This window comes from Bradyrhizobium sp. SYSU BS000235, assembly GCF_049747295.1.
GTDB lineage: Bacteria > Pseudomonadota > Alphaproteobacteria > Rhizobiales > Xanthobacteraceae > Afipia.
On sequence record NZ_JBMHJM010000001.1, the window covers coordinates 3,624,045 to 3,646,415 of the forward strand.

20 protein-coding genes are annotated in these 22,371 nt (G+C 58.9%); 11 read left to right on the plus strand and 9 right to left on the minus strand.

The features are described from left to right. Positions 1–205 precede the first annotated feature (205 nt). The 3 genes from ACP0KA_RS16900 (at position 206) to ACP0KA_RS16910 (ending at position 4,334) form a co-directional block, all read left to right on the plus strand. A complete protein-coding gene (locus ACP0KA_RS16900; protein WP_424629890.1) occupies positions 206–1,432 on the plus strand; it encodes an HlyD family secretion protein in 1,227 nt (408 codons plus the stop codon). Between the two features lie 116 nt (positions 1,433–1,548). Further along, positions 1,549–3,162 (plus strand): MDR family MFS transporter, encoded by a 1,614-nt coding sequence (locus ACP0KA_RS16905; protein WP_424629891.1) that lies wholly within the window; start codon positions 1,549–1,551, stop codon positions 3,160–3,162. Between the two features lie 53 nt (positions 3,163–3,215). After that, positions 3,216–4,334 carry an adenylate/guanylate cyclase domain-containing protein gene (locus ACP0KA_RS16910; RefSeq protein WP_424629892.1) on the plus strand — a complete coding sequence of 373 codons (1,119 nt, stop codon included), beginning with the start codon at positions 3,216–3,218 and terminating at the stop codon, positions 4,332–4,334. Here the strand turns inward: ACP0KA_RS16910 and ACP0KA_RS16915 are convergent. Genes ACP0KA_RS16915 through ACP0KA_RS16925 form a run of 3 tightly spaced genes read right to left on the minus strand, consistent with a single transcriptional unit; the run spans position 4,331 to position 7,028 of the window. Next, positions 4,331–5,206, minus strand: coding sequence for an ABC transporter permease (locus tag ACP0KA_RS16915; protein WP_424629893.1), 876 nt, complete (start codon positions 5,204–5,206; stop codon positions 4,331–4,333). The genes ACP0KA_RS16910 and ACP0KA_RS16915 overlap by 4 nt on opposite strands. Continuing rightward, positions 5,203–6,015, minus strand: a complete 813-nt coding sequence (locus tag ACP0KA_RS16920) for an ABC transporter ATP-binding protein (protein WP_424629894.1) — start codon at positions 6,013–6,015, stop codon at positions 5,203–5,205. The genes ACP0KA_RS16915 and ACP0KA_RS16920 overlap by 4 nt, the downstream gene beginning before the upstream one ends. Positions 6,016–6,020: 5 nt before the next feature. Further along, a complete protein-coding gene (locus tag ACP0KA_RS16925) occupies positions 6,021–7,028 on the minus strand; it encodes an ABC transporter substrate-binding protein (RefSeq protein ID WP_424629895.1) in 1,008 nt (335 codons plus the stop codon). A gap of 197 nt (positions 7,029–7,225) precedes the next feature. On the opposite strand from ACP0KA_RS16925, the gene ACP0KA_RS16930 reads away from it, so the two are divergent. Both ACP0KA_RS16930 and ACP0KA_RS16935 read left to right on the plus strand, forming a co-directional pair. Continuing rightward, the gene (locus ACP0KA_RS16930) at positions 7,226–8,566 is read left to right on the plus strand and encodes an acyclic terpene utilization AtuA family protein (protein ID WP_424629896.1); all 1,341 of its coding nucleotides are present in this window, start codon (positions 7,226–7,228) and stop codon (positions 8,564–8,566) included. Beyond that, the gene (locus ACP0KA_RS16935) at positions 8,566–8,892 is read left to right on the plus strand and encodes an AtuA-related protein (protein WP_424629897.1); all 327 of its coding nucleotides are present in this window, start codon (positions 8,566–8,568) and stop codon (positions 8,890–8,892) included. Before ACP0KA_RS16930 ends, ACP0KA_RS16935 begins: the two co-directional genes overlap by 1 nt. Before the next feature lie 9 nt (positions 8,893–8,901). On the opposite strand, the gene ACP0KA_RS16940 is transcribed toward ACP0KA_RS16935, so the two are convergent. Further along, positions 8,902–9,726: a GntR family transcriptional regulator gene (locus ACP0KA_RS16940; protein ID WP_424629898.1), complete on the minus strand. Its 825-nt coding sequence runs from the start codon at positions 9,724–9,726 to the stop codon at positions 8,902–8,904. A gap of 43 nt (positions 9,727–9,769) precedes the next feature. On the opposite strand from ACP0KA_RS16940, the gene ACP0KA_RS16945 reads away from it, so the two are divergent. The 6 genes from ACP0KA_RS16945 to ACP0KA_RS16970 all read left to right on the plus strand — a co-directional run bounded on the left by ACP0KA_RS16945 (position 9,770) and on the right by ACP0KA_RS16970 (position 17,618). After that, the gene (locus ACP0KA_RS16945; RefSeq protein ID WP_424629899.1) at positions 9,770–10,621 is read left to right on the plus strand and encodes an alpha/beta fold hydrolase; all 852 of its coding nucleotides are present in this window, start codon (positions 9,770–9,772) and stop codon (positions 10,619–10,621) included. Positions 10,622–10,670: 49 nt separating this feature from the next. Beyond that, positions 10,671–11,447 carry an SDR family oxidoreductase gene (locus ACP0KA_RS16950; RefSeq protein WP_424629900.1) on the plus strand — a complete coding sequence of 259 codons (777 nt, stop codon included), beginning with the start codon at positions 10,671–10,673 and terminating at the stop codon, positions 11,445–11,447. An 87-nt stretch (positions 11,448–11,534) separates the two neighbouring features. Then, complete coding sequence (locus ACP0KA_RS16955) at positions 11,535–12,698, plus strand: alpha-hydroxy acid oxidase (protein WP_424629901.1); 1,164 nt, start codon at positions 11,535–11,537, stop codon at positions 12,696–12,698. A 9-nt stretch (positions 12,699–12,707) separates the two neighbouring features. Further along, positions 12,708–13,679, plus strand: a complete 972-nt coding sequence (locus ACP0KA_RS16960; protein ID WP_424629902.1) for a 2-hydroxyacid dehydrogenase — start codon at positions 12,708–12,710, stop codon at positions 13,677–13,679. An 86-nt stretch (positions 13,680–13,765) separates the two neighbouring features. Further along, on the plus strand, positions 13,766–14,968 hold the full coding sequence (locus tag ACP0KA_RS16965) for an ABC transporter substrate-binding protein (protein ID WP_424629903.1): 1,203 nt from the start codon (positions 13,766–13,768) through the stop codon (positions 14,966–14,968). 202 nt (positions 14,969–15,170) lie between these two features. Continuing rightward, positions 15,171–17,618, plus strand: coding sequence for a bifunctional diguanylate cyclase/phosphodiesterase (locus tag ACP0KA_RS16970; RefSeq protein WP_424629904.1), 2,448 nt, complete (start codon positions 15,171–15,173; stop codon positions 17,616–17,618). A 26-nt stretch (positions 17,619–17,644) separates the two neighbouring features. Here ACP0KA_RS16970 and ACP0KA_RS16975 read toward each other — a convergent pair whose 3' ends face one another. The 5 genes from ACP0KA_RS16975 to ACP0KA_RS16995 form a co-directional block, all read right to left on the minus strand. Then, positions 17,645–19,000 carry an NAD(P)H-dependent oxidoreductase gene (locus ACP0KA_RS16975; protein ID WP_424629905.1) on the minus strand — a complete coding sequence of 452 codons (1,356 nt, stop codon included), beginning with the start codon at positions 18,998–19,000 and terminating at the stop codon, positions 17,645–17,647. Positions 19,001–19,087: 87 nt separating this feature from the next. Continuing rightward, positions 19,088–19,792 carry an ABC transporter ATP-binding protein gene (locus tag ACP0KA_RS16980; protein ID WP_424631638.1) on the minus strand — a complete coding sequence of 235 codons (705 nt, stop codon included), beginning with the start codon at positions 19,790–19,792 and terminating at the stop codon, positions 19,088–19,090. Between the two features lie 8 nt (positions 19,793–19,800). After that, positions 19,801–20,538: an ABC transporter ATP-binding protein gene (locus tag ACP0KA_RS16985; RefSeq protein ID WP_424629906.1), complete on the minus strand. Its 738-nt coding sequence runs from the start codon at positions 20,536–20,538 to the stop codon at positions 19,801–19,803. Then, positions 20,535–21,506, minus strand: coding sequence for a branched-chain amino acid ABC transporter permease (locus tag ACP0KA_RS16990; protein WP_424629907.1), 972 nt, complete (start codon positions 21,504–21,506; stop codon positions 20,535–20,537). Before ACP0KA_RS16990 ends, ACP0KA_RS16985 begins: the two co-directional genes overlap by 4 nt. Then, positions 21,503–22,363, minus strand: a complete 861-nt coding sequence (locus ACP0KA_RS16995; protein WP_424629908.1) for a branched-chain amino acid ABC transporter permease — start codon at positions 22,361–22,363, stop codon at positions 21,503–21,505. Before ACP0KA_RS16995 ends, ACP0KA_RS16990 begins: the two co-directional genes overlap by 4 nt. Positions 22,364–22,371 lie beyond the last annotated feature (8 nt).

Consider the following 22,371-nt stretch of genomic DNA (forward strand, 5'->3'; position numbering starts at 1 on the left):
GTCGCGCCGGATTATCCGCTCCTGGTTGATGATCCTTTCGGATTTTCCAAGATTATCAGATTGAGCAACCCGCTGCATCTTCCTGTCAGCAGATCAGGCGACGGCGAGCGCGTTAGCAGCAATTGCTCTTCAATCGAAATCAATCGCTCTGGCGCAGTCGTCCATCCGTTTCGCTAATGAGTCGCTGTGGCGACAGGAGGATGACATGGTTGAGATGCCCCGCACTGAAAGCTTCCAGCAGGTTGCGGCAGTAAATCCCGATGGGATCCCCGCGTCAGAGCAACCAGAGGGGCCAGCACAGGTACCGTTGCGCGTACGGATCAAGCGTGGCGCGCTGGTTTTCGCGCTCCTCGCTGGTACGGCACTTGCTGGCTACTACGGCCATGATTACTGGACAACGGGCCGTTATCTCGAATCCACCGACGACGCCTATGTGAAGGCGGATTACACAACGGTCGCACCCAAGGTTGCGGGGTACATCGCTGACGTGCTGGTGCAGGACAACCAGCCGGTGACGGCAGGGCAGGTGCTGGCCCGGATCGATGATCGTGATTTCCGCGCAGCGCTCGCGCAAGCCAACGCTGACGTCAGTGCCGCGGCTGCCGCGGTCCGCAATCTCGACGCGCAAATCAGTTTGCAGCACGCATTGATCGAGCAGGCACAGGCGGCGATTGATGCCTCCAAAGCGACGCTCGATTTCGCCGATGCGGATGCCGTGCGCTATCGGGACCTGATGAAGACCGGATCGGGCACCACCCAGCGCGCGCAGCAGACGGAGTCCATTCGCGGTCAGGCAGCCGCTCAACTGCAGCGCGATCAGGCTGGATTGATCGCTGCGCAGAAGAAAATCGCTGTGCTCACCACGGAACGTGAGCAGGCGCAGGCGCAGCTTGAGCGCAGCCGCGCGCTGGCACAGCAGGCAACGTTGAATCTGTCTTACACGACGATCACCGCACCGGTGAACGGAACGGTGGGTGCGCGTTCTCTGCGCGTCGGTCAGTTCGTGGCAGCAGGAACGCAACTGATGGCGGTGGTGCCGCTGCATGCCACTTACGTGGTCGCGAACTTCAAGGAAACCCAGCTCACTTATGTGCGCGGCGGCCAGCCGGTCGAACTGCGGGTCGATGGGTATCCCGACGTCAAGCTCACGGGACATGTGGATAGCCTCTCACCGGCCAGCGGCCTGGAATTCGCGTTGCTGCCGCCGGATAATGCCACGGGAAACTTCACCAAGATCGTGCAGCGGATTCCCGTGAGGATCTCACTGGATGATTCCAGTCTGAATGGAATGCTGCGGGCTGGAATGTCGGTCGAGCCGACTGTCAACACCAAGCAGACAGTGATTGCCGAACGAACCCGACGCCAAGGCGCGAAGCCGACGGCCGTGGGGGCGATGATCCACGGTGCGCCGCCCATGGTCGCCAGTAACTAAGGAGGTTGTCCGGCCGATCTTCAATTCCGGCCGGATAGTCCTTTCCCATTTTGCTCGATTATCGCTCGCCGGCGCATCCGGCATTGTGTCTGGCATCAGCCGGATGGAGTTCAGCCATGTCTGCTCAAGCTATTTCTTCTCATATCTCAGCCGCAGGAACTGCGAGCACCGCGGCGCAGACTCCTAACCACAGCGCCCTCAAGATGTGGGTCGCGGTGGTGGGATCGACCCTCGGCGCGTTCATGGCGGTGCTCAACATCCAGATCGTCAACGCCTCGCTCGCGGACATTCAAGGAGCGATCGGCGCCGGCATCGATGATGGCGGCTGGATCTCCACGTCCTATCTCATCGCCGAGATCGTTGTTATTCCGCTTTCGGCGTGGTTGGCACGCATTTTTTCTGTGCGGATTTATCTGCTAACCAACGCTGTGTTGTTTCTTGTCTTCTCCCTGGCTTGCGCACATGCGGCCAATCTCGGGCAAATGATCGTCCTGCGTGCCATTCAGGGCTTCACCGGCGGTGTGCTGATCCCGATGGCTTTCACCATCATCATCACGCAGTTGCCCAAGGCGAAGCAGCCGGTCGGTATGGCACTGTTCGCTCTCTCAGCGACCTTCGCGCCTGCCATCGGGCCGACCATTGGCGGTTACCTCACCGAGAATTGGGGTTGGCAGTACATCTTCTACGTCAACCTTGTGCCCGGTGCGATCATGATCGCGATGCTGTGGGCATCACTGGAACGCGCACCCATGCAGCTCGATCTGCTGCGTGAAGGTGACTGGCCTGGCATCATCACCATGGCGATCGGCCTCGGTGCACTGCAGACCGTGCTTGAGGAAGGCAACAAAGACGACTGGTTCGGTTCTCCGTTTATCGTGCGCTTATCAGTCATTGCTGCGATCGCATTGTCGCTGTTCCTTGTGATTGAACTCACTACCAAGAAGCCACTGTTGAATCTACGTCTGTTGGTTCGCCGCAATTTTGGCTTCGGCATTCTCGCCAACTTCCTGCTCGGCATCGCGCTGTACGGATCGGTGTTTATCCTGCCGCTCTATCTCGCTCGCATCCAGGGTTACAATTCCGAACAGATCGGCATGGTGCTGGCATGGACCGGATTACCTCAATTGATACTGATCCCGCTGGTACCCCGGCTGATGCAGCGCTTCGACGCACGGTATGTCATCGCCATCGGCTTCGCCCTGTTCGCAGCCAGCAACTTCATGAACGTGCAGATGACGATCAACACCGCGGCAGACCAGCTCCTTTGGCCGAATATCGTCCGCGCCGTCGGTCAGGCTCTGGTATTTGCACCGCTCTCGGCCGTCGCAACTGCGGGAATCGAGCACGAGAATGCGGGCTCGGCCTCCGCTCTGTTCAACATGATGCGCAATCTTGGCGGTGCCATCGGCATTGCCGCGCTGCAGACGTTTGTTTCCAAGCGCGAGCAGTATCACTCGAATATCCTGACCAACTCGATCTCGTTGTTTGAGGAAGCCACCCGCAGCCGCATTCAGAAACTGACATCCTATTTCCTCACCCACGGGATTTCGGATTTGGCCACGGCTCAACACAAGGCGATCATTGCGGTCGGCGCCCGCGTCAAGCAACAGGCGAACATCATGGCATTCAGCGACACGTTCTATCTGCTCGGTATAGCCCTTATCGTCGCACTCGCCGCTACACTTCTGCTGAAGAAGCCAGGACACCTAAGTGGCGGCGGGGCGCACTAGGTGGAAGCGTTATCGAACTTCAATAGCTACTGCTGCATGCAAGGAGAGTGATCATGAAAGCTCACCATCGGCCCGGCATCGCCATTTCCTCTCCATCGGAACGGGCATCGCCATCAGCGTCCGCGCTCGCGATCATCGAATGGCTTGGCGGAAACGAATGTCACGACCTTGATGACGCCGCGTTGGTTGGAGAGTTAGGGCGTCGCCTCAGTCTTGCCGGATTGCCGCTGGATCGCCTGTCGCTTCATTTTCGAACCCTGCATCCCGCGCTTGCCGGCCGCACCATCGCATGGGCACCGGATGAACCGGTCGAGGTCTATGAGGCGGGACACGCTGCGGCTGCATCCATGACCTTCCGGGAAAATCCGGTCGCTCAAGTGATGGATGCGGGAGAGTGTCTCGTTGTTCGCGCCGGTGATCCATCCTTCCCAAGCTGGAATGGAATCGGGCTCTTCAAGGGCCGGGCGTTGCGTGAGTTTTTCGTTGCGCCGCTGAGCACTGGCGAGGGGCCGATTGGCATCGCGGTATTCGGCACGCTGCGGGTGAAGGGATTCAGTGCAATGGAGCACGCCCTTTTGGAGCGCATTTTGCCATGCCTGCGAACGGCGTATGAATTTCGGGCGCTGCGGCGGCTCGAATTGCCACTTCTCGATCGATTTTCCGGCGCACGGACGGCTGAGCGAATGCTCGCCTCCGGGCTTTTGAGCTACAAAACTGAATCGACCGACGCCGCGCTCATGCTGGTGAAATTCGAACCCCATGTCGCGGACTTGGAACCCTCGCTCATGGAAGAGACGATCAGGACCACAGCGTCGATCGTTTCGAGACTTGGAGGTTTTGTCCTCAGCATCGACGACGAATCGATGCTCGCGATGTTTCCGCAGGAGGCAAAAGCGGCTTGCTTGGCAGCGGTGGCGGCTGCCGAACACATCACGGAAAAATCCAAGGATGAAGATTCTTCATCTAGAATGTCGCCTGGCGTTGTCCTGCATTATGGAGAACTGACGTACGGTCAGATCGCGACGCCATTCGGAGCGCGTCTGGCCACAAGTGGCCGTGATGTCCATCATCTCAAGAAGCTGGGACATGTTGCCTCGCACGGCATCAGGTTGTCCCAACATTTTTCCGCACTGGTAGGGATGACGAAGGATGCTGGCTTGGTGAGCGCTTAGTTCTGCATGCCCCAGCGCTGGACCGTTCGCTTTGCGATCACGCGGAAGATCAGATTTTCCACCGCAAGGCCGATGAGAATGACCATCAAAAGACCCGCAAATACCTCGGGGACCTGAATCAGGTTCTTGTTCTCGAAGATGTACCAGCCCAAGCCGCCGGATCCGGACGAGACGCCGAACACCAGTTCGGCCGCGATTAGCGTGCGCCAAGCGAAGGCCCAACCGATCTTGAGACCGGCGAGGATGCTGGGGAAGGCGGCGGGCAGCAAGATCTTGCTAACGAGCGAGATGCCGCTGAGCCCATAGTTGCGGCCGACCATGCGCATGGTGTTGGAGACTGAGCGGAAGCCGGAATGGGCATTGAGCGCGACCGGCCACAGCACCGAATGAATCAGTACGAAGACCAGGCTTTCCGTGCCAAGTCCAAACCACAACAGCGCCAGCGGCAGCAGCGCGATAGCCGGCAGGGGGTTGAGCATGGAGGTCAGGGTCTCGAGCAGGTCATTACCAATACGCGATGTGATGGCAAGCACCGCAAAAGCGAACGCCAAGACTAGCCCGAGGCTATATCCGATCAGCAGGACCTTGATCGAAGCCCAACTGCGCAGGATCAGGTCACCGCTGCTGATGCCTTTCCACAGCGCTTTGATGGTTTCTTCGAAGGTCGGGAATAGCAGCGAATTATCCAGCCAGCTGGCATAGACCTGCCAGATCACGCAGAGCAGAACGACGATCACCGTCTTGCGGATGAAACCGTTGTTATAGAGGTGCTCCCAGAATGGCAGCGGTTTGTGTAGGATGGTATCGTCGCTGGCGCGCACCACCTCGACGATGAAATCCTCGCGTCGATCCGCAGCTTGCATCGCGTTCATGAGTGCATGTCCTCTTGCTCGGAGGCGGTTTGCCCGAACAGCAGGTGATCGATCGTGTCGGAGAGCTTGCGGCCGGACAGCGGATGAACCGAGTCCTCGCCGTTACTGCTCAGCTCGGCTTTCACCTGACCTGGATGCGGTGACAGCAGAAGGATGCGGCTGCCGATCTTGATTGCCTCCGGAATCGAGTGAGTGACGAACAGAACCGTGAAGCGGGTGTCGTCCCATAGCCGCAGCAGATCGTCCTGCATCTTGCGCCGGGTCAGCGCGTCGAGCGCCGCGAACGGCTCGTCCATCAGCAGGATGTCCGGCTCCATCGCCATGCCGCGTGCGATGGCGACGCGGGCCTTCATGCCGCCGGACAGCATGTGCGGATAGGAATCGGCGAATTTCGCGAGCCCAACCTTCTCGATGTAGTGCATCGCTTTGTCTTCGGCCGGCTTGCCCGATAGACGTCCGCTGGCAGTCAACGCAAAGACCACGTTCTGCTTCACGGTTTTCCAGGGCAGCAACTGATCGAATTCCTGAAACACCATCATGCGATCGGGCCCCGGTCGCGACACCGGGTTTCCCTTGAGGCGAATTTCACCTTCAACTGGCGAAAGATAGCCGCCAACTGCCTTGAGCAGCGTAGACTTGCCACATCCCGATGGCCCAAGCAGCACGTATCGATCCGACCGATGCACCGTGAAATCGACGCGGTATGTCGCGGTGATCAGGATCTCGGTTGTCTTGTACTGAAGCGTGACGCCCTTGACCTCAAGCAGCGGGGTCGAGGATGAACTCGCTTCGCCTCGGGGAGAGGACATGTGCATCAATCGCCTTTGAGGCCGGCTGCTTCCGGAAAGAACAAGTCCTCGACGGATTTCGGCGCTTGCTTGATGGTGCCGACTTTGGCCATGAATTCGGCTGTCTTCACGACTTTCGCAGGCTTGAGTGTATATTCGTAGTCCTTGTCGGAAATCATTTTGTAGATGTCGTCGACGGAATTCTTGGTGTCCTTCGCGACATCGAGATAGAGCTGTGCGGCCTTCCGCTTGTCCTTGTTGATGATGTTGATTGCCTCGCTCAGGGCGTCATAGAAGGCGCGGTAGACTTTAGGATTGGCATCACGGAACTTGGTACTAGTGGAGAGCACGACAGCGGTTGCAGGGCCACCCAGCGCTTCATAATTCGTTGTGACGAGATGGGCGCCCGGCAGTTTCATTTCCTGTTCGTAGAACGGTGACGACGTATAGTGCGCATTCACACCTGCGGTGTTGTTGGTCAATGCGAGCAGTCCATCGGGATGCGCCAGCGAGATCGTGAGGGGGTCGAGCTTGGTGTATTCTTTTTCGCCGAATGCCGCCGCTGCAGCGATCTGCAGCATGATTGCCTGCGTCGAGATCTTCACGGATGGAACGGCGATCTTGTCCTTCGATGTGAAGTCCTTGATTGTTTTCACATCCGGATTGCGGCTGACGAGGTACAGTGGATAGGTCGTCATTGCCGCGACGCCCTTGATGCCGACATTGTTGCGGGTCTTGTCCCACAGCGTGATCAAGGACGGCGCACCCTGCGCCGCGAAATGAATGGTGTTCGAGATCAACCCGTCATTCATGACGCTCGGGCCTGCGACCTTGGCCCAGTTCACTTTCAGGTCTGAAAGCCCGGCGGCCTTTGCATTCTTCTCCACAAGCTTCTCGCGCTCCATCACCATGAGCGGCAGGAAGCTCACGCCATATTGCTGAGCGACGACGAGTTCGCTGACTTCCGCGCGTGCCCCCGTTGTAACGGAAAGCGCGGCGACAGCCGCGATGACAAGGCTTGTGAATCTGCGCATAAATTCCTCCGGATGTGCATTGTGTCGCGCGCCCTTGTTGAAGCCGGACGCTGTTTGTGATGTCGGACGAAGCAAAAAAGCATAGCTCGCAGCAGGCATCTTGACCGATGATTATCGATAATCTAATCGATATTCAAGGTCGAAGTTGGCAGGTATTCTTTGCCTGTAAGGCCGCAAAAATAACGGGCCGTCACAACATGAAAAAAGTCAGAATAGGGTCGGGAGCGGGCTTCGCCGGGGATCGTATCGAGCCTGCGCTTGAACTCGCTGAACGCGGCGACATCCAATATCTTTCATTCGAATGCCTCGCGGAACGCACCATTGCGCTGGCGCAGCAAGCGCGCCGCAAAGACGCGGACTCCGGCTTCGATCCGTTGTTGATCGATCGCTTCAATGCGGTGCTGCCGGCGTGTCACAAGCGCGGCATCAAGATCATCACCAACATGGGTGCGGCGAACCCGCACAGTGCTGCAAAAGCCGTCGCGGCCATCGCCAAAAAGCATGGCATTTCCGGATTGAAGATTGCCGCCGTTCACGGCGACGATGTGATGGATCAGATTGTTGGCAGCGATCTTCCGCTGATCGAACGCAAGGGACGCGTCTCGGACCTCGAGGGCAAGATCGTTTCAGCCAATGCGTATCTCGGTGTCGAGTCGATTGTCGAAGCCTTGCGGAACGGCGCGGACGTGGTGATCACCGGGCGGGTGAGCGATCCGGCGTTGTTCGCGGCCCCCTTGGTCCACGAGTTCAACTGGAGTCTCCACGACTGGCATCACGTTGGTCAGGGCATTTTGGTCGGACACCTGCTCGAATGCGCGGCCCAGGTCACGGGCGGTTACTTCGCGGACCCCGGCTATAAGAACGTCGCAAACCTGGTGCGGATTGGTTTTCCGTTCGCCGACGTCTGCGAGGACGGCTCTGCCGTGATCAGCAAGGTGGATGGCTCGGGCGGTCAGGTCAGCGTCAGAACCTGCAAAGAGCAATTGCTCTACGAGGTGCATGATCCTTCCTCCTACATTCAGCCGGATGTGGTGGCGGATTTCTCCGGCGTCTCGTTCACGCAGGAGGGGCCTGATCGCGTGGCGGTGCGCGGCGGTAGCGGACGGCAGCGCACCGATACGCTGAAGGTGACGATCGGTTATCTCGACAGCTATGTCGGCGAGGGACAGATTTCCTACGCCGGTCCGGGTGCGCTGGCGCGCGGTCAACTGGCCCTGGATATCGTCAGAGAGCGCCTGAAGATGACGGGCGTTGCCACCACGGAAACCCGCTTCGATCTGATCGGAGTCAACTCCGTCCACCGCGGCGCTGCTGTCGGCACCGGTCCCGAACCTGAAGAAGTGCGCCTTCGCGTTGTCGGACGAACGGAGACGATGTCGGAAGCGATCAAGATCGGCAATGAGGTCGAATCGCTTTGGCTGAATGGTCCGTCCGGTGGGGCCGGCGCCTGGAAGTCGGCACGCGAGGTGATTGCGGCGGCCTCTACTCTGTTGCCTCGCTCAGGCATCAAGACCCATGTCACCTATGAGGTTGTCTGATGAAGTTGCGGGAGCTTGCCCACGCACGAGCGGGCGATAAGGGAAACGTCTCCAATCTGGCGATTTTCGCCTATGAAGCCGGGGATTATGCCTACCTCGCGGAACATGTGACCGCAGAGCGTGTGAAGGCCCACTTTTCCGATATCGTCGGCGGAGATGTGGTGCGTTACGAGCTGCCGAACCTCGCGTGCTTGAATTTCGTCATGCAGGAAGCGTTGGGTGGCGGTGTGACGCGCTCGCTGTCGCTCGACGCGCACGGCAAGGCGCTGAGTTCCGCACTGCTCGAAATGGAGATCCCGGATAAGCAGTCTGAACCGTCACACTAGAAGTCGCGCTTACGTCGCGACGTCCTCGTACAGCGACAGATAAAAGTCTTTAGGATGCCGAATATGGTCGAGGCACAGGGCGGCGAGCGCCTTGCTGTCCTTGCCCGAAAGAAGTTTGATCATCGCCCAGTGCTGGCGCACCGCCTCCTTGCGCCATGCCTTGTCCGACATATTGCGCATCCGGATAGGGTGGGTGAGCAACGAGTACATGCGGATGGCATCGGCGAGCACTGTGTTTCCGCAGGCCTGATAGAACGTCTCGTGGAAAAGATTATTGGTCTCGAATAACTCGACCACGTTGCCCTTGTCGCTGGCGCGTTCATGCTTGGTCTGGATAGCCGTCAGGCGCGCGATGAGATCTTTAGAGACCGGAAGGCGAATGCCGGCTGCAGCCCTGGTTTCGAGGATTCCGCGGACTTCATACAGATCCTCGACCTCCTTGCGCGTGTAGCTTCGCACGCGAACACCTTTGTTGGGCTGGCGGATCACCAGGCCATTGCGCTCCATCTCCTCGAAAGCCCGGCGGACCGCGTGCCGCGATGTCTTCGCCCGCTCCATGATCTCGTCTTCGATGAGATGCTCTCGGGGTTGAAGTCGTCCGAAAATGATGTCGCGCTGCAGCGTGTTGGCAATCTCAAGCCATGCGCCCGTCGAGCGGGCTGGTGTTCGCGCTGCTGATTTTGTTTCGGATGGCATCGATCTGAATTCGGGCGAATGCGTCGGTTGAGAAGATGATTTGAATCGGGAGCTCTGGCAATGCCGACCTGCTTGGCACGCAAACTGGGTATGACGCAACAGGCATGCCTGCAACAGTCGCGGCGCTGGCAAGGCCATAAAAGGAATGTCTATAGTGCCCTCAAAAAGGGGAGGGATCTGGATGGCATATGTCGAGGCGTCCGGCGCGAGACTTTATTACGAAGAGACGGGGCGTGGATATCCCATCATTTTCGTCCATGAATTCGGGTCGGACTGCCGGGAATGGGAAACGCAGGTCCGCTACTTTTCCCGGTCCTATCGGTGCATTGCCTATAATGCGCGAGGCTATCCGCCGAGCGACGTGCCTGACGATCTCAAGCAATACGGTTGGGAGTTTTCCGTTGATGACATCGCCGCGGTCATGAACGGCGCCGGCATTGAGCGCGCGCACATCGTCGGTCTGAGCATGGGCGGCTATGCGGCGCTTCAGTTCGGATTGCGGTATCCCGGAAAAGCGTCCGCAATCGTTGCTGCCGGCGCAGGCTCGGGATCGCCGCCCTCTCACCGTGAAGCCTGGCTGCGGGATACGCTCGTGACAGCGCGCGGCTTCCTCGAGCGCGGCATGGATGCCATGGCCGAGGAAATGGGCAACAGTCCGACGCGCATCCAGCTCAAATACAAGGACCCTCGCGGATGGCAGGATTTCGTCGATCACCTTCGCCAGCACTCCGCGCAAGGGATGTCGAACACCATGGCGCGGTATCAGACACTGCGCCCATCGCTTCATGATTTTCAGGAGCGATTCGCGAAAATGACGACGCCGGTGCTGCTGGCCGTCGGCGATGAAGATGCGCCGTGCATTGAAACAAATCTGATGCTGAAGGCGGCCATTCCGACGGCGGGTTTGTGGATGTGCCCGAACACCGGGCATGCCATCAATCTGGAAGAGCCCGCCGCATTTAATGCGGAATTGGAGCGCTTCTTCAGTGCAGTTGAGCGCGGAAGCTGGCGCGCGGGCTGGTCGCGGTCGTGATCAGTCGGACGATCGGAATATCATTCACAGGCCTTGGTCAGGAGTTGTCATGGATCTAAACCTTCGCGGTAAGCGTGCACTGATCACCGGCGCGTCTAAGGGCATTGGTGCGGCGGTCGCTGAAAGTCTTGCGGAAGAGGGGTGCAACCTTCGTCTGGCTGCGCGCAACAAGGATCAGCTTGAAAAGGTCGCGGAGAGACTGCGAGCAGCATACGGGGTCGAGGTCGATGTTCATCCCTCGGATCTGCGTAAGCCGGAGGATATCGAGGCACTTGCATCGGTTGCCTCAGACGTCGACATCCTGGTCAACAATGCGGGCGATATCCCCGGCGGATCGCTGGAGAAGATCTCGGAGGAGACCTGGCGCCATGGCTGGGAGCTCAAGGTGTTCGGCTATATCAATCTGACACGGCGCGTTTATCAGAAGATGAAGACGCGCGGCCATGGTGTGGTCGTCAACATCATTGGCGCGGCCGGTGAGAAATTCGACTTCAACTATATCGCGGGGACTGCCGGCAACGCAGCGTTGATGGCTTTCACCCGTGCGCTCGGAAGCCGCAGCCTCGATGACAATATCCGTGTTGTCGGCATCAATCCGGGTCCGGTCCAGACCGATCGTATCATCACGCTGATGAAAACCCAGGCGAAGAACGTGCTTGGTGACGAAAGCAAGTACAATGAGCTGCTGGCGCGTTTTCCGATGGGACGTGCCGCCAAGCCGCGTGAGATCGGCGACATGGCTGCATTTCTTGCGTCCGACCGTTCTGGCTATACAACCGGAGTTGTGCTCACCATTGACGGTGGCATCAGCGCGAAGCAGGGATAGGATTGGTTTCGTTCTTTGCCAACATTTGAGACGTGCGCGATCCTGCTGAGGCGGGAGCGTTCGATTGTTCGAATTGGAAGATAATTTATGGAATATTCGGAGCGTCAGCTTGAACGCGCTCAATCGATTTCGGATCTACGGTTGCTGGCGCGGCGGCGATTGCCGAAAGCCGTGTTTGATTTCATCGACGGCGGCGCCGCGGATGAACGGACCCTGCGCGGCAACGAAGCTGCATTCGATGACTGGTTCCTGGTGCCGCGCGTGGCCGTTAACGTCAGCAACCGCAGCCTTGAGCATCGTTTTCTAGGGGCGGCATCGGCCATGCCGATCATGCTGTCGCCGACCGGGCTCGCGGGATTTTTCCGGCGCAACGGCGAGGTATTGGCGGCACAGGCTGCTGCGCGCAGCGGCTTGCCGTTTTGCCTCTCGACCAATTCCATCGCTTCCATTGAAGAGGTGGCCCGGGCAGTTCCTGACGGCGATCGCTGGTTTCAGCTCTACTTCCTGCGCGATCGCGAGTGGATGGATGGACTGCTTCGGCGCGCAGCCGATGCGCACTACCGCGTGTTGTGCCTGACCGTCGATCTTCCACTGACCGGCAAGCGCGAACGGGATGTGCGAAACGGCTTCACATTGCCGCTTCGTCCCACGCTGACGTCCGTGTTCGATATGGCTTGCCGCCCGGGCTGGCTGCTCGATGCAATGAAGTCGCCGCCGAAATTTGGAAATTTCGAAATGGCGTCGTCGGGCAGCTTTACCAGCGTCGCGCAACATGTCGCCTCGCTGTTCGATCCGAGCGCAAACTGGGATGATGTTGCACGCATCCGCGAGCGATGGAAGGGGCCGCTGGTGATCAAAGGAATCCTTCATCCCGCGGACGCGGCGAAGGCCGTTGAGTTGGGCGCCGAGGCGGTGATGGTTTCCAATCACGGTGGCCGGCAACTGGATCATTCTCCTCCAGCCTTGACGGCGCTGCCGGAGATTGCTCAGGCTATCGCCGGCCGCGCGGAAATTATTCTCGACGGCGGCGTACGACGGGGAACTGATGTTCTTAAAGCAATTGCGCTCGGAGCGACCGCTTGCGCGAGCGGCCGATCTTTTTTGTGGGGGCTTTCTGCTGGCGGAGAAGCCGGCGTCAGGCGCGCTGTCGAGATATTCCGGCAGGAAATGGACAACGCCATGGCGTTGCTCGGAACGCCGAATATTGCCGGCATCACGCGGGATCATGTCCGCAGATGTTCGAGTTTTTGAGAGAGGTGCATGATGATGCGACGTGTTGCACTGGCCTGCCAATTGCCATCCGAAGTTCTGGAAAAATTTTCCGAGCAGTTCCACCTGGAGTTGATCGCGGGCGCGGGTCCGGGCCAGCGTCCAAGTCGCTCGGAAATTCTCACGGCGCTCGATGGATGTGACGCGCTGGTCATTGCGCCGCCCATCTTGGTCGATCAACCGCTTCTCGATGGGTGCCCTGAATCGGTGAAAGCGATCGGCACGTATTCCGTAGGCCACGATCACATCGATCTCGCGGCGTGCCGGGCCAAGGGAATGCCTGTTCTTTATACGCCGGATGTGCTGACGGACGCAGTTGCGGAAATCGCGATGCTGCTAATGCTTGGCGCAGCACGGCGTGTGACGGAATCCGAAGCGTTGGTGAGGTCGGGGCAGTGGGCGGGCTGGACCCCGACGCAACTGGTCGGACATGGTCTGACTGGAAAGGCTTTCGGCATTTACGGCATGGGACGTATCGGACGCGCGGTTGCGATGCTGGCTAAGGCGTTTGGCATGAATATCCACACGTTCGATCCGCGAAAGAAGGATAACCGCAACGCCGACATTGCCGTGGTGCATCAGGATCTTGATGGGTTTCTTTCGACCGTCGATGTCCTGCTTCTCGCATCGCCGCTGAACGACGAGACGCGCTATTTTCTCGACAAAGACAAGATCAATCTGATGAAGCGTTCGGCCATCGTGGTCAATGTCGGCAGAGGCGACCTGATCAAGGATGATGATCTCATTGATGCTTTGCGCAATCAAAGACTGTTCGCGGCGGGTCTAGACGTCTTCAGCAACGAGCCGAAGCTCGATGCGCGATACCTGGATTTGTCCAACGTGTTCATGTTGCCGCACATCGGGAGCTCGACCATCGAGACGCGTGTGATGATGGGACAGGCCTTGATCAGCGGTCTACAGGAGTTGTTCGCCGGACGCGAACCGGTGAACAGGCTGGCCTAGCAAACAAGAAAATGCCGCGGCGCAGACCGCTTGATGGGAAACGCGACACCGGGTTTCCGATGTCAAACGAGGACAGGATCATAACAATGAAGAAAAATATCAAGGCATCGCTGCTGATAATCGGACTTTTGATGGGATCAGCAGGGCTCGCCATCGCCGCGGAGCCGCTCAAGATCGGCGTCATGAACGATCAAACCGGCATCTTTTCGGATCTCGCTGGACCAGGCTCTGTCATCGCGGCGCAGATGGCCGTTGAAGATGCCGGCGGCGAGGTGCTTGGCCGCAAGATTGAAGTCCTCGTGGCGGATCACCAAAACAAGCCCGACATCGGCGCGACCATCGCGCGCCGCTGGTATGAGGCGGATCATGTGCAGGCAATCTTCGACATTCCCGTGTCGTCGGTCGGCTTGGCGGTTCAGAACGTCGCGCGCAACCTGAAGCGGATCGTGGCATTCTCGGGCTCGACCAGTTCGGAGCTGATCGGCAAGGCTTGTTCGCCGACCGGCTTCCAGTGGACGTTCAACACGGTGTCGGCCGCCAAGGGTACGGCGTCTGCTATCCTCAAGGATGGCGGTGATACCTGGTTCTTCGTCTCCACCGATTATGCGTTCGGTCATGCGCTCGAGCGCGACGCGTCGGCTGTGGTTGAGGAGCACAAGGGAAAAGTGCTGGGGACGGTTCGTCATCCTCTCGGAACCACGGACTTTGCCTCGTATCTTCTGGCAGCGCAGGCCTCGAAGGCCAAAGTGATTGCATTGGCGTCGTCGGGATCGGACCTGATCAACGTGATTAAGCAGGCCGATGAATTCGGAATTTCTGCCGGCGGCCAGAAGGTCGCAGCCCTTCAGACCTTCATCACCGATACGCACAGCCTTGGTCTGGAAAAAGCAAAAGGATTACTCCTGACGTCGGCGTTTTACTGGGATCTGAATGATGAAACGCGGGCCTGGTCTCGGCGTTTCGCCGAGCGCAACAAGGGGCGCATGCCGACCATGGTTCAGGCCGGCGTCTATAGCGCCGTCGCGCATTACATCAAATCTGTCGCCAAGGCCGGCACTGATGACGGCGTGACGGTTGCGAAGATGATGCATGAAATCCCGGTCAACGATTTCATGACGCACAACGCACGCGTCCGGAACGACGGCTGGGTGCTTCGCGATCTTTACCTGTTTCAGGTCAAGACGCCTGCGGAGTCCAAGGCGCCGTGGGACTACTATCGTCTAATCCGGGCTATTCCCGCAGTTGACGCGGCGCCGCCCGAGACCATGGATTGTAAGGGAGCGCAGTGATCAATCGTTGAAAACTGTTTAAGAAAGGCCTGCCATCGGAAAAGATGGCGGGCTTTTTTACTTTGAGATCAAGAATGAGCGAAATCTGCTCACTTGTAACTCAAGAGCGCTGCTTATTTTTCTTCGAAAATTTACTCTAATTATCAACCCCGGTTTAGGCCGTAACGCGTAATTTCGTTCGGCTTCTGGGCGTGGGGTTGTTATGGGACCATCAACAGGTATCGCGCAAATGTTCGCCGCACTAAATGCGACGAATGAGGCGATTCTTCGTACGACCTCGCAGGACGATCTCTATCAACGGGTCTGCGACGCCGCGGTCCACGAAGGACGATTTGTTCTCGCAGGCGCTCTTCTGGCGAACGGAGAAAATCTGCAGCTTGTTGCCGGGACGGGTGGTGATGAACTCATCGCGCTCCGCGACTGTGTGATTTCGACGCGAGAAGACACTGTCGAGGGGCGGGGCCTCGCGGGAATTGCATTCCGGACAGCACGATCGAGCGTCACAAGCGATTACCAGAACGATGAGCGGCTGAAGCCGTGGTTGGAAAAGGGGAAGTACCTCGATATCAAAGCCGCGGTCGCTGTTCCTATTCTGAAGAATGGCGCGAGTATCGGTGTCTTCCTTTTCTACCTCAGCGAAGTCAACACGCTGAACCATCAGATCGTCGCGCTCATGGAGCGCATGGTCGAGAATGTGTCCTTTGCGCTCGCTAATTTCGAACGGGAGCGGCAGCGCGAGCGTCTTGCACTGATGTTCGGCGCGCTGAGCGCGACCAATGAGGCGATCCTGCGCTCGCGGTCCGCGAAAGAGATGTTCAAGCAGGTTTGCGATGCGGTCGCGGGTCCGGGTAAGGCCCTCGGCGTCGGCATCTTCCTCAAGCAACCTGCTTCGTCGTGGCTCAAGCTGGAAGCGGGATCGGGGGGGCTTATCAAATTTGTTAGCCAGATGCGCGTTTCCTGTGACCCCGATATTCCGGAAGGACAGGGGCTGACAGGAACATCTTTCCGGACAGGAACTCCTTGCATCAAGGCCGATATCACCGCGGATCAGACCGTCGATCATTGGAAGTCATTGGCAATTGCCGCCGAAGTCAATGGTGCTGCTGTATTTCCATTGCGGAATGCGAGCACCGTCGTCGGCACGATTACCTTTTTCTTCCATCGCGACGCAGGTACGCTTGACGATGAGATGGTCGATCTTCTGCAGCGGATTGCGGCGAATATTTCTTTTGCACTTGAGAACTTCGACATCGCCGAGGAAAAGATGCGTGCCGAGCAGCGTATCAAATACCTCGCGTCTTTCGATACGCTGACCGGCCTTCCCAATCGCGTGACATTCAATGACAGCCTGAAGTCCGCCATTCAGATGGCGAAATCCCGGAACGAGAAGCTGGCAATCCTGTTCGTCGATCTCGACCGTTTCAAGCTGATAAACGATTCTCTGGGGCATGCCGCAGGCGACGCGCTTTTGATCGAGATTGCCGATCGTCTTTCGACGATCTCTCAGATCAACAACCGGATTGCGAGGCTCGGCGGCGACGAGTTCGTCATTACGCTGGAGGGAATTGCCGACAGGGAACATGCATTACTTGTCGCCCAATTGGTCCTCGGCTGCTTCCACCATCCATTTTACTTGAGCGGACAGGAATGCCGCGTCACCGCAAGCATCGGCATCGCCCTTTATCCTGAAGACAGCAGTGACGGTGAAGCGCTGATCCGCAATGCTGATATCGCAATGTACCGCGCCAAAGAAGCCGGGAAGAACTGCATCCAGTTCTTCGATCGGGCCATGGATGTCCGGTCCATCGAACACCTTGCGCTGGAATCATGCCTGAGCCATGCACTGGAGCGTCAGGAACTCAGCCTGCATTACCAGCCCAAGCGCAACGTGTTCACGCAAAAGATCACAGGCGTAGAAGCGCTGCTGCGATGGCATCATCCGACCCGCGGGCCGATTTCACCGGCCGAATTCATTCCGCTTGCGGAAGAGACCGGTCTGATCGTCCCGATCGGCATCTGGGTGCTCAGAAAGGCATGTGCGCAAAGCGTGGCATGGCAGCGCGAGGGGTTGCCGCCGATCCCGGTGGCCGTCAACCTGTCGCCTCGTCAATTCGCCGACGAAAATCTGCTGAAGGACATTGACGACGCGCTCGCGGACAGCGGGCTGGCATCCGAACATCTGCAGATTGAAATCACCGAAAGCATGGTGATGCATAACGTGGTCAAGGCCAGCGCGACACTGACCGAAATCCGCAAGCGCGGAATCACGATTGCCATCGACGATTTCGGCACCGGCTATTCGTCAATGTCGCTGATGAAGAAGTTTCCCATCGATACCATCAAGATCGATCGCTCGTTCGTCCGCGATATCCCGCAGGACGAGGAGGACAAGGCGATCACCAAGGCCATCATCGGCATGGGGAAGGCACTGGGTCTGAAGCTCGTGGCCGAGGGCGTGGAAACTGCCGCTCAGGAGAGATTCCTGATGGCCCATGGCTGCGACGAGATTCAAGGTTATCTCTTGAGCAAGCCGGTGCCGCCGGAAGCGCTCGTGGAGCTGTTCGCGGATTGGACCGCCGATGCGCCACCGCTGGAGCCGGATCTCGAGCCTTCCAAGACGCCTGCTTTCTTCAGAGCGTCAGCGCAATGATGGCGGAGCTTGTCGCTCCGGCATGATCAGGCCACCTTTGCCGACGCGCTGAACATCGATTCCATCTCCTTGCGAAGCTTGTAGGCATGCGTGGAGGTATCCATGGCAACGTCCGCCCAGCTCAGACTTTGTCCTTTCTTGACCGGCCGTGTGACTTTTACGTCGTGCGCGAGGCCGAGCGGCAAACCGCCAAGCTCGACGGATTTCGTCGCCGGCAACAGCTTGCCCCAGACGGTATAGCCGCCCTCGCCATCGAGATTATCGCCCGGAGCGAGATCGCGCTTGGCGGTTGCGACCACGTCAGCGTTCCAATGTTTCGCCACGCCGGTGGCTTCGCCGCGCAGTGCAACGCTCGCCACCGACATACCGACTTCAAGGCCGATCAGGTGCCAGCGCTTGTACAGGGTGAAGTAGCGGCCTGAGGAATCCGTATGAGCGTTGTATTCCTCGAAGCAATTCTTGATGTAGTCGGTCTCGGCCTCCACGGTCACCCACACACCCATGCGGATGTCGTAAGGGATTACACGCCCGTCCGCCTCAAGCGAGGAGATCACCTCCACCAGGCCCTTGCGTTCGAGCTTGCCGCCGTCGCTGATCGGCCGGGTGACGGATGGAATATCCGCAATGCTGGCGGGAGGATACAGCAAGCCATTCGACGGCACGCCGAGGCCGGTCGCATTGGCGACTGCCGTGCATTCGATCGACGGTTTCGAGCCATCGAGGAAGCTGTTGAACATTTTGGGATTGAGCCCGCCGCGTTTCGCTTGCTCGGGGGTGAGGCCATAATTGTCCCAGACGGTTTCCGGTGTCGAATCGCAGAAATGCGGGAGCCACTTGTGGCCGCGTCCGGCCGCCACCACGGGAAAACCGCAGGTGCGCGCCCAATCGACGAGATCGCAGATCAGCGCCGGCTGGTCGCCGAAGGCCTGGGAATAGATCACGCTGGCCTCGCTGGCCTTGCGCGCGAGCAGAGGGCCGCAGAACGCATCGGCTTCCACAGTCACGTTCACGACATGCTTGCCGTTGGCAAAGGCCTTCAGGCAGTGATCGACCGCCGCAACCGGGTAGCCGGTGCATTCCACAATCACATCGATGGCTGGATGCTGCACAAGAGCCTGCCAGTCATCCCCGATGTGGGTTGTGCGAGTCTTGAGGGCATCGTCGATCGAGTTCGCGGCAAACTGCGGCGCCGGCCATCCCACACGCGCGAGGTTCGTGCGTGCCCCGTCGGGAGACAGATCGGCGATGCCGGCAAGGTGCACGCCGGGCGTTCGCGGGATTTGCGCCAGATACATCGAGCCGAATTTTCCCGCACCGATGAGGCCGACAGTAATCGGCTTGCCCTGGCTCTCGCGCTGCTGGAGTTTCGCGTAAAGGCTCATCGGGCTTCCTTTCCTGTTATCTGTTCACCGGCTGCAGCGGCCTATCCGGTACAATAGTCTCGCAGACCGGAGAAGGAATCCCAACTGTCAAATTCCGAGATAGGCGCTCCGAACGCGATCATTTGTCTTCAGGTCCGCGCTGTCAGCGCTCAGCACGACGCGTCCGGACTCGAGCACATAGCCGCGGCTGGCCACGGAGAGGGCGAGCGCGGTGTTCTGCTCGACCAGCAGGATCGCGGTGCCGGCCTTGTTGATCGTGGCGAATGTCTCGTGGAGTTCATCGACGATCTTGGGCGCGAGCCCATGGCTCGGTTCGTCGAGCAGGAGCAGCTTGGGAGACATCATCAAGGCGCGGGACAGCACCAGCATTTGCTGTTCGCCGCCGGACAACGTTCCGGCGAACTGCGACAGGCGCTCCCGCAATCTTGGAAACATGATCAGCATCTGTTCACGGCGCTGCGCCAGATCCTGCGCGTGTCGTGTCGAGAATCCGCCCAGCATGAGGTTCTCCTCAACCGTCATGCCGGGAAATACGTGGCGACCCTCCGGCACATGGGCGATACCGAGGCCGGGAATCTCATGCGCACTCATTTGCCGCAAATGACGGCCATCAAACACGATGTCGCCGCTGGAATTGGGGACAAGGCCCGAAATCGACCTGAGCAGCGTGCTCTTTCCAGCGGTATTCGCGCCGATGACGCAGACAAATTCGCCGGGATTGACGTCGATATCGATGCCGTGAAGCACGTTGCCGGCATCATACCCTGCGGAGAAGTTCTTGATCTGGAGCAGAGGTGTCGTCATGGCGCCGCACTCTCGGCAAAGGATTTTCCAAGATAAGCGGCAACCACTTCGGGATGCCGGGCGACCTCGGCGGGAGCGCCTTCCGCAATGATTCTCCCGAAATTGAGGACGATGATGCGGTCGCACAGCGACATGATCGCGCGCATGTGGTGTTCGATGATCACGATCGTCAAACCCTCGCTTCGCAAGTTGCGCACGAGGTTCATGAAGTCGTCCATCTCGGCATGGTTGAGCGCCGCCATGGCTTCGTCGAGCAGGAGAATTTTCGGCTCGGTGCAAAGCGCGCGGGCAACTTCGACGCGCGCACGCTCCGGAAAGGACAGGTCCTTGGCGATCTTGTCCGCGATGGACAGCATGCCGACGCGTTCAAGGCAGGTTCTGGCGAGATCTCGTGCATGCGGAATGTCGTGCCGCATCAATCCGCCGATCAGCACGTTGTCGAGCACCGTCTCCTCGAGGAACAGGGCAACGTTCTGAAACGTCTTCACCATTCCGGCTGCCGCAATGCGATGCGGCTTGAGGCCAACGATGTTGCTGCCATCGAAAATAATCCGGCCGGAGGTGGGTTTGTGGAGTCCGACCAGATGGCTGAACAGCGTGGTCTTGCCGGCGCCGTTCGGGCCGATCACGCCGACGATCTCGCCCTGGTTGATCGACAGGGTGAGGTCCGACAGTGCGCGGAGACCGCCAAAGTTTTTCGTGAGGTCCTGCACCTGGAGGAGAGGGGCGGTCATGTCGCTTTCCTCCGCGACAATTTCGTCATGAAGGTCTTGCCGAGGGCGATGAGGCCGCGCGGCTCCAACAGGATGACGGCAATGAGCAGCAGGCCATAGACGATCTGCGAAACACCGGCGGCCTTGTTCGACAACAGCGAGTTGGTCAGCTCTTCAAACGGGATGATGAAGAAAGCGCCGACGATCGGGCCCGCCACCGTACCGACGCCTCCGATGATGGCGATCAGGGCCGCGCGAACTGAGATGGATGCAAGTCCGAAAGCGGTGTCCGGATCGAAAAAGAACTGGAATTGAGCATAAAGCGTGCCGAGGCTTGCGGTGAGTGCGCCGGACACGACCGCAGCGATGATTTTTGTCCCGGCGGTATCGATGCCGATGGTCTCGGCGGCGTCCGCGTTCTCGCGAATGGCGCGAAGCCGATAGCCGATCTTGCTGGAGCGGATGGCCATGAAAGTCAGGGTCACCACCACAAGCGCGCCCAGCATGATCCAGAAATAGGGCCGGGGGGTCTTGAACTGGAGCATCAAGAGCGAGTCTGGCCTGAACGGTACCGACAGGCCGACGGGGCCGCCGGTGACGCTGCTCCACGAGTTGCCGATCACGCGCATGACCTCGGCGAAGGCGAGGGTGGCCAGTGCGAAATAATGTCCGCGCAGCCGCATCGTAGGGAGCGCGATCAGCAGCGCCATCACGGCGCCGATGATCGCCGCCGCGATCAGGCCGATCCACGGCGAGATTCCGAAGTTGATGAGCAGCAGCGTTGATGTATAGGCCCCGGTCCCGAAAAACGCGGCATGGCCCAGCGAGATCTGCCGTGCCAGGCCGCCAACGATGTTCCAGGCCTGCGCCAGCGCGGCAAAGAGCAACGTGATGCACAGCACCCGGACAACGTAGCCCTTTGGCGCAAGGAAAAACGGAACGCAGGCCGCAGCGGCAACGATGGCAGCTCCGATGAGAAAGCGCTTCACCGCACGTCTCCCAGCAATCCCTGGGGCCGGACGACGAGCACCGCAATGAATACGACGAACAGGACGAGGTTCTGCAATTGGATCGGAAATGCGAGCGCTGATAGCGACTGGATCACGCCCACGGCAAGTCCACCGACCACGGCGCCGGCGACCGATCCCAATCCGCCGAGTACCACAACAGTGAACATGAGGATGACAAACTGTCCACCGACAGTCGGTGACGCAGTGAGATAGGGCAGGATCACGGCGCCGCCGAAGGCGGTCAGTCCGACGCCCAGTCCGAACGCCAGCATGTGCATGCGGTCCGCATTAATGCCCATCAGTGTCGATGCCATCGGGTCCTGGGCCGTGGCGCGCATCGCCCGGCCAAACCAGCTCAGCCGAAGAAACAGCCACAACGCCGTTCCGCAGACCGCCGACATCAGGAAAGCGAGGAGATACGGCACGTTGATGAAAATCGGACCGAGGCTGAGCGATAAGGTCTGATACGGCGTCGTGACGGAGCGAAAGTTCGATCCGAACATCCAGAGCGCCGCATTCTCCAGCACGATGAGCAGTCCGACCGTGAGAAAGATCTGGGAGATTTCCGGCGCCCGAAGGATGCGGCGGAACAGGAGCCGCTGAAGACCGCAGCCGAGACCAAACACAACGATAAAGGACAATGGTGCGGCCAGGAGCGGATCTAGGCCAAGCCAGGCCCACGCATAATAGGCAATGAACATCCCGAGCATCAGGAACTCTGCGTGCGCAAAGTTCACGATGCCCATGATGCCGAATACGAGGGTGAGACCGATGGAGATCATGGCGTAAACGCCGCCGATCATGATCCCATCGATCAAGGCCTGAATAAAAGCCATTGCAGTGC

Bases quoted from the DNA above. Each gene is read 5' to 3' on its own strand.
- ACP0KA_RS16900 (WP_424629890.1), top strand. From the start codon at position 206: ATGGTTGAGATGCCCCGCACTGAAAGCTTCCAGCAGGTTGCGGCAGTA.
- ACP0KA_RS16925 (WP_424629895.1), bottom strand. From the start codon at position 7,028: ATGCGCAGATTCACAAGCCTTGTCATCGCGGCTGTCGCCGCGCTTTCC.
- ACP0KA_RS16940 (WP_424629898.1), bottom strand. From the start codon at position 9,726: ATGGCCTTGCCAGCGCCGCGACTGTTGCAGGCATGCCTGTTGCGTCAT.
- ACP0KA_RS16935 (WP_424629897.1), top strand. From the start codon at position 8,566: ATGAAGTTGCGGGAGCTTGCCCACGCACGAGCGGGCGATAAGGGAAAC.
- ACP0KA_RS16915 (WP_424629893.1), bottom strand. From the start codon at position 5,206: ATGAACGCGATGCAAGCTGCGGATCGACGCGAGGATTTCATCGTCGAG.
- ACP0KA_RS16970 (WP_424629904.1), top strand. From the start codon at position 15,171: ATGGGACCATCAACAGGTATCGCGCAAATGTTCGCCGCACTAAATGCG.
- ACP0KA_RS16905 (WP_424629891.1), top strand. From the start codon at position 1,549: ATGTCTGCTCAAGCTATTTCTTCTCATATCTCAGCCGCAGGAACTGCG.
- ACP0KA_RS16985 (WP_424629906.1), bottom strand. From the start codon at position 20,538: ATGACCGCCCCTCTCCTCCAGGTGCAGGACCTCACGAAAAACTTTGGC.
- ACP0KA_RS16965 (WP_424629903.1), top strand. From the start codon at position 13,766: ATGAAGAAAAATATCAAGGCATCGCTGCTGATAATCGGACTTTTGATG.
- ACP0KA_RS16960 (WP_424629902.1), top strand. From the start codon at position 12,708: ATGATGATGCGACGTGTTGCACTGGCCTGCCAATTGCCATCCGAAGTT.
- ACP0KA_RS16975 (WP_424629905.1), bottom strand. From the start codon at position 19,000: ATGAGCCTTTACGCGAAACTCCAGCAGCGCGAGAGCCAGGGCAAGCCG.
- ACP0KA_RS16950 (WP_424629900.1), top strand. From the start codon at position 10,671: ATGGATCTAAACCTTCGCGGTAAGCGTGCACTGATCACCGGCGCGTCT.
- ACP0KA_RS16945 (WP_424629899.1), top strand. From the start codon at position 9,770: ATGGCATATGTCGAGGCGTCCGGCGCGAGACTTTATTACGAAGAGACG.
- ACP0KA_RS16910 (WP_424629892.1), top strand. From the start codon at position 3,216: ATGAAAGCTCACCATCGGCCCGGCATCGCCATTTCCTCTCCATCGGAA.
- ACP0KA_RS16920 (WP_424629894.1), bottom strand. From the start codon at position 6,015: ATGTCCTCTCCCCGAGGCGAAGCGAGTTCATCCTCGACCCCGCTGCTT.
- ACP0KA_RS16955 (WP_424629901.1), top strand. From the start codon at position 11,535: ATGGAATATTCGGAGCGTCAGCTTGAACGCGCTCAATCGATTTCGGAT.
- ACP0KA_RS16995 (WP_424629908.1), bottom strand. From the start codon at position 22,363: ATGGCTTTTATTCAGGCCTTGATCGATGGGATCATGATCGGCGGCGTT.
- ACP0KA_RS16930 (WP_424629896.1), top strand. From the start codon at position 7,226: ATGAAAAAAGTCAGAATAGGGTCGGGAGCGGGCTTCGCCGGGGATCGT.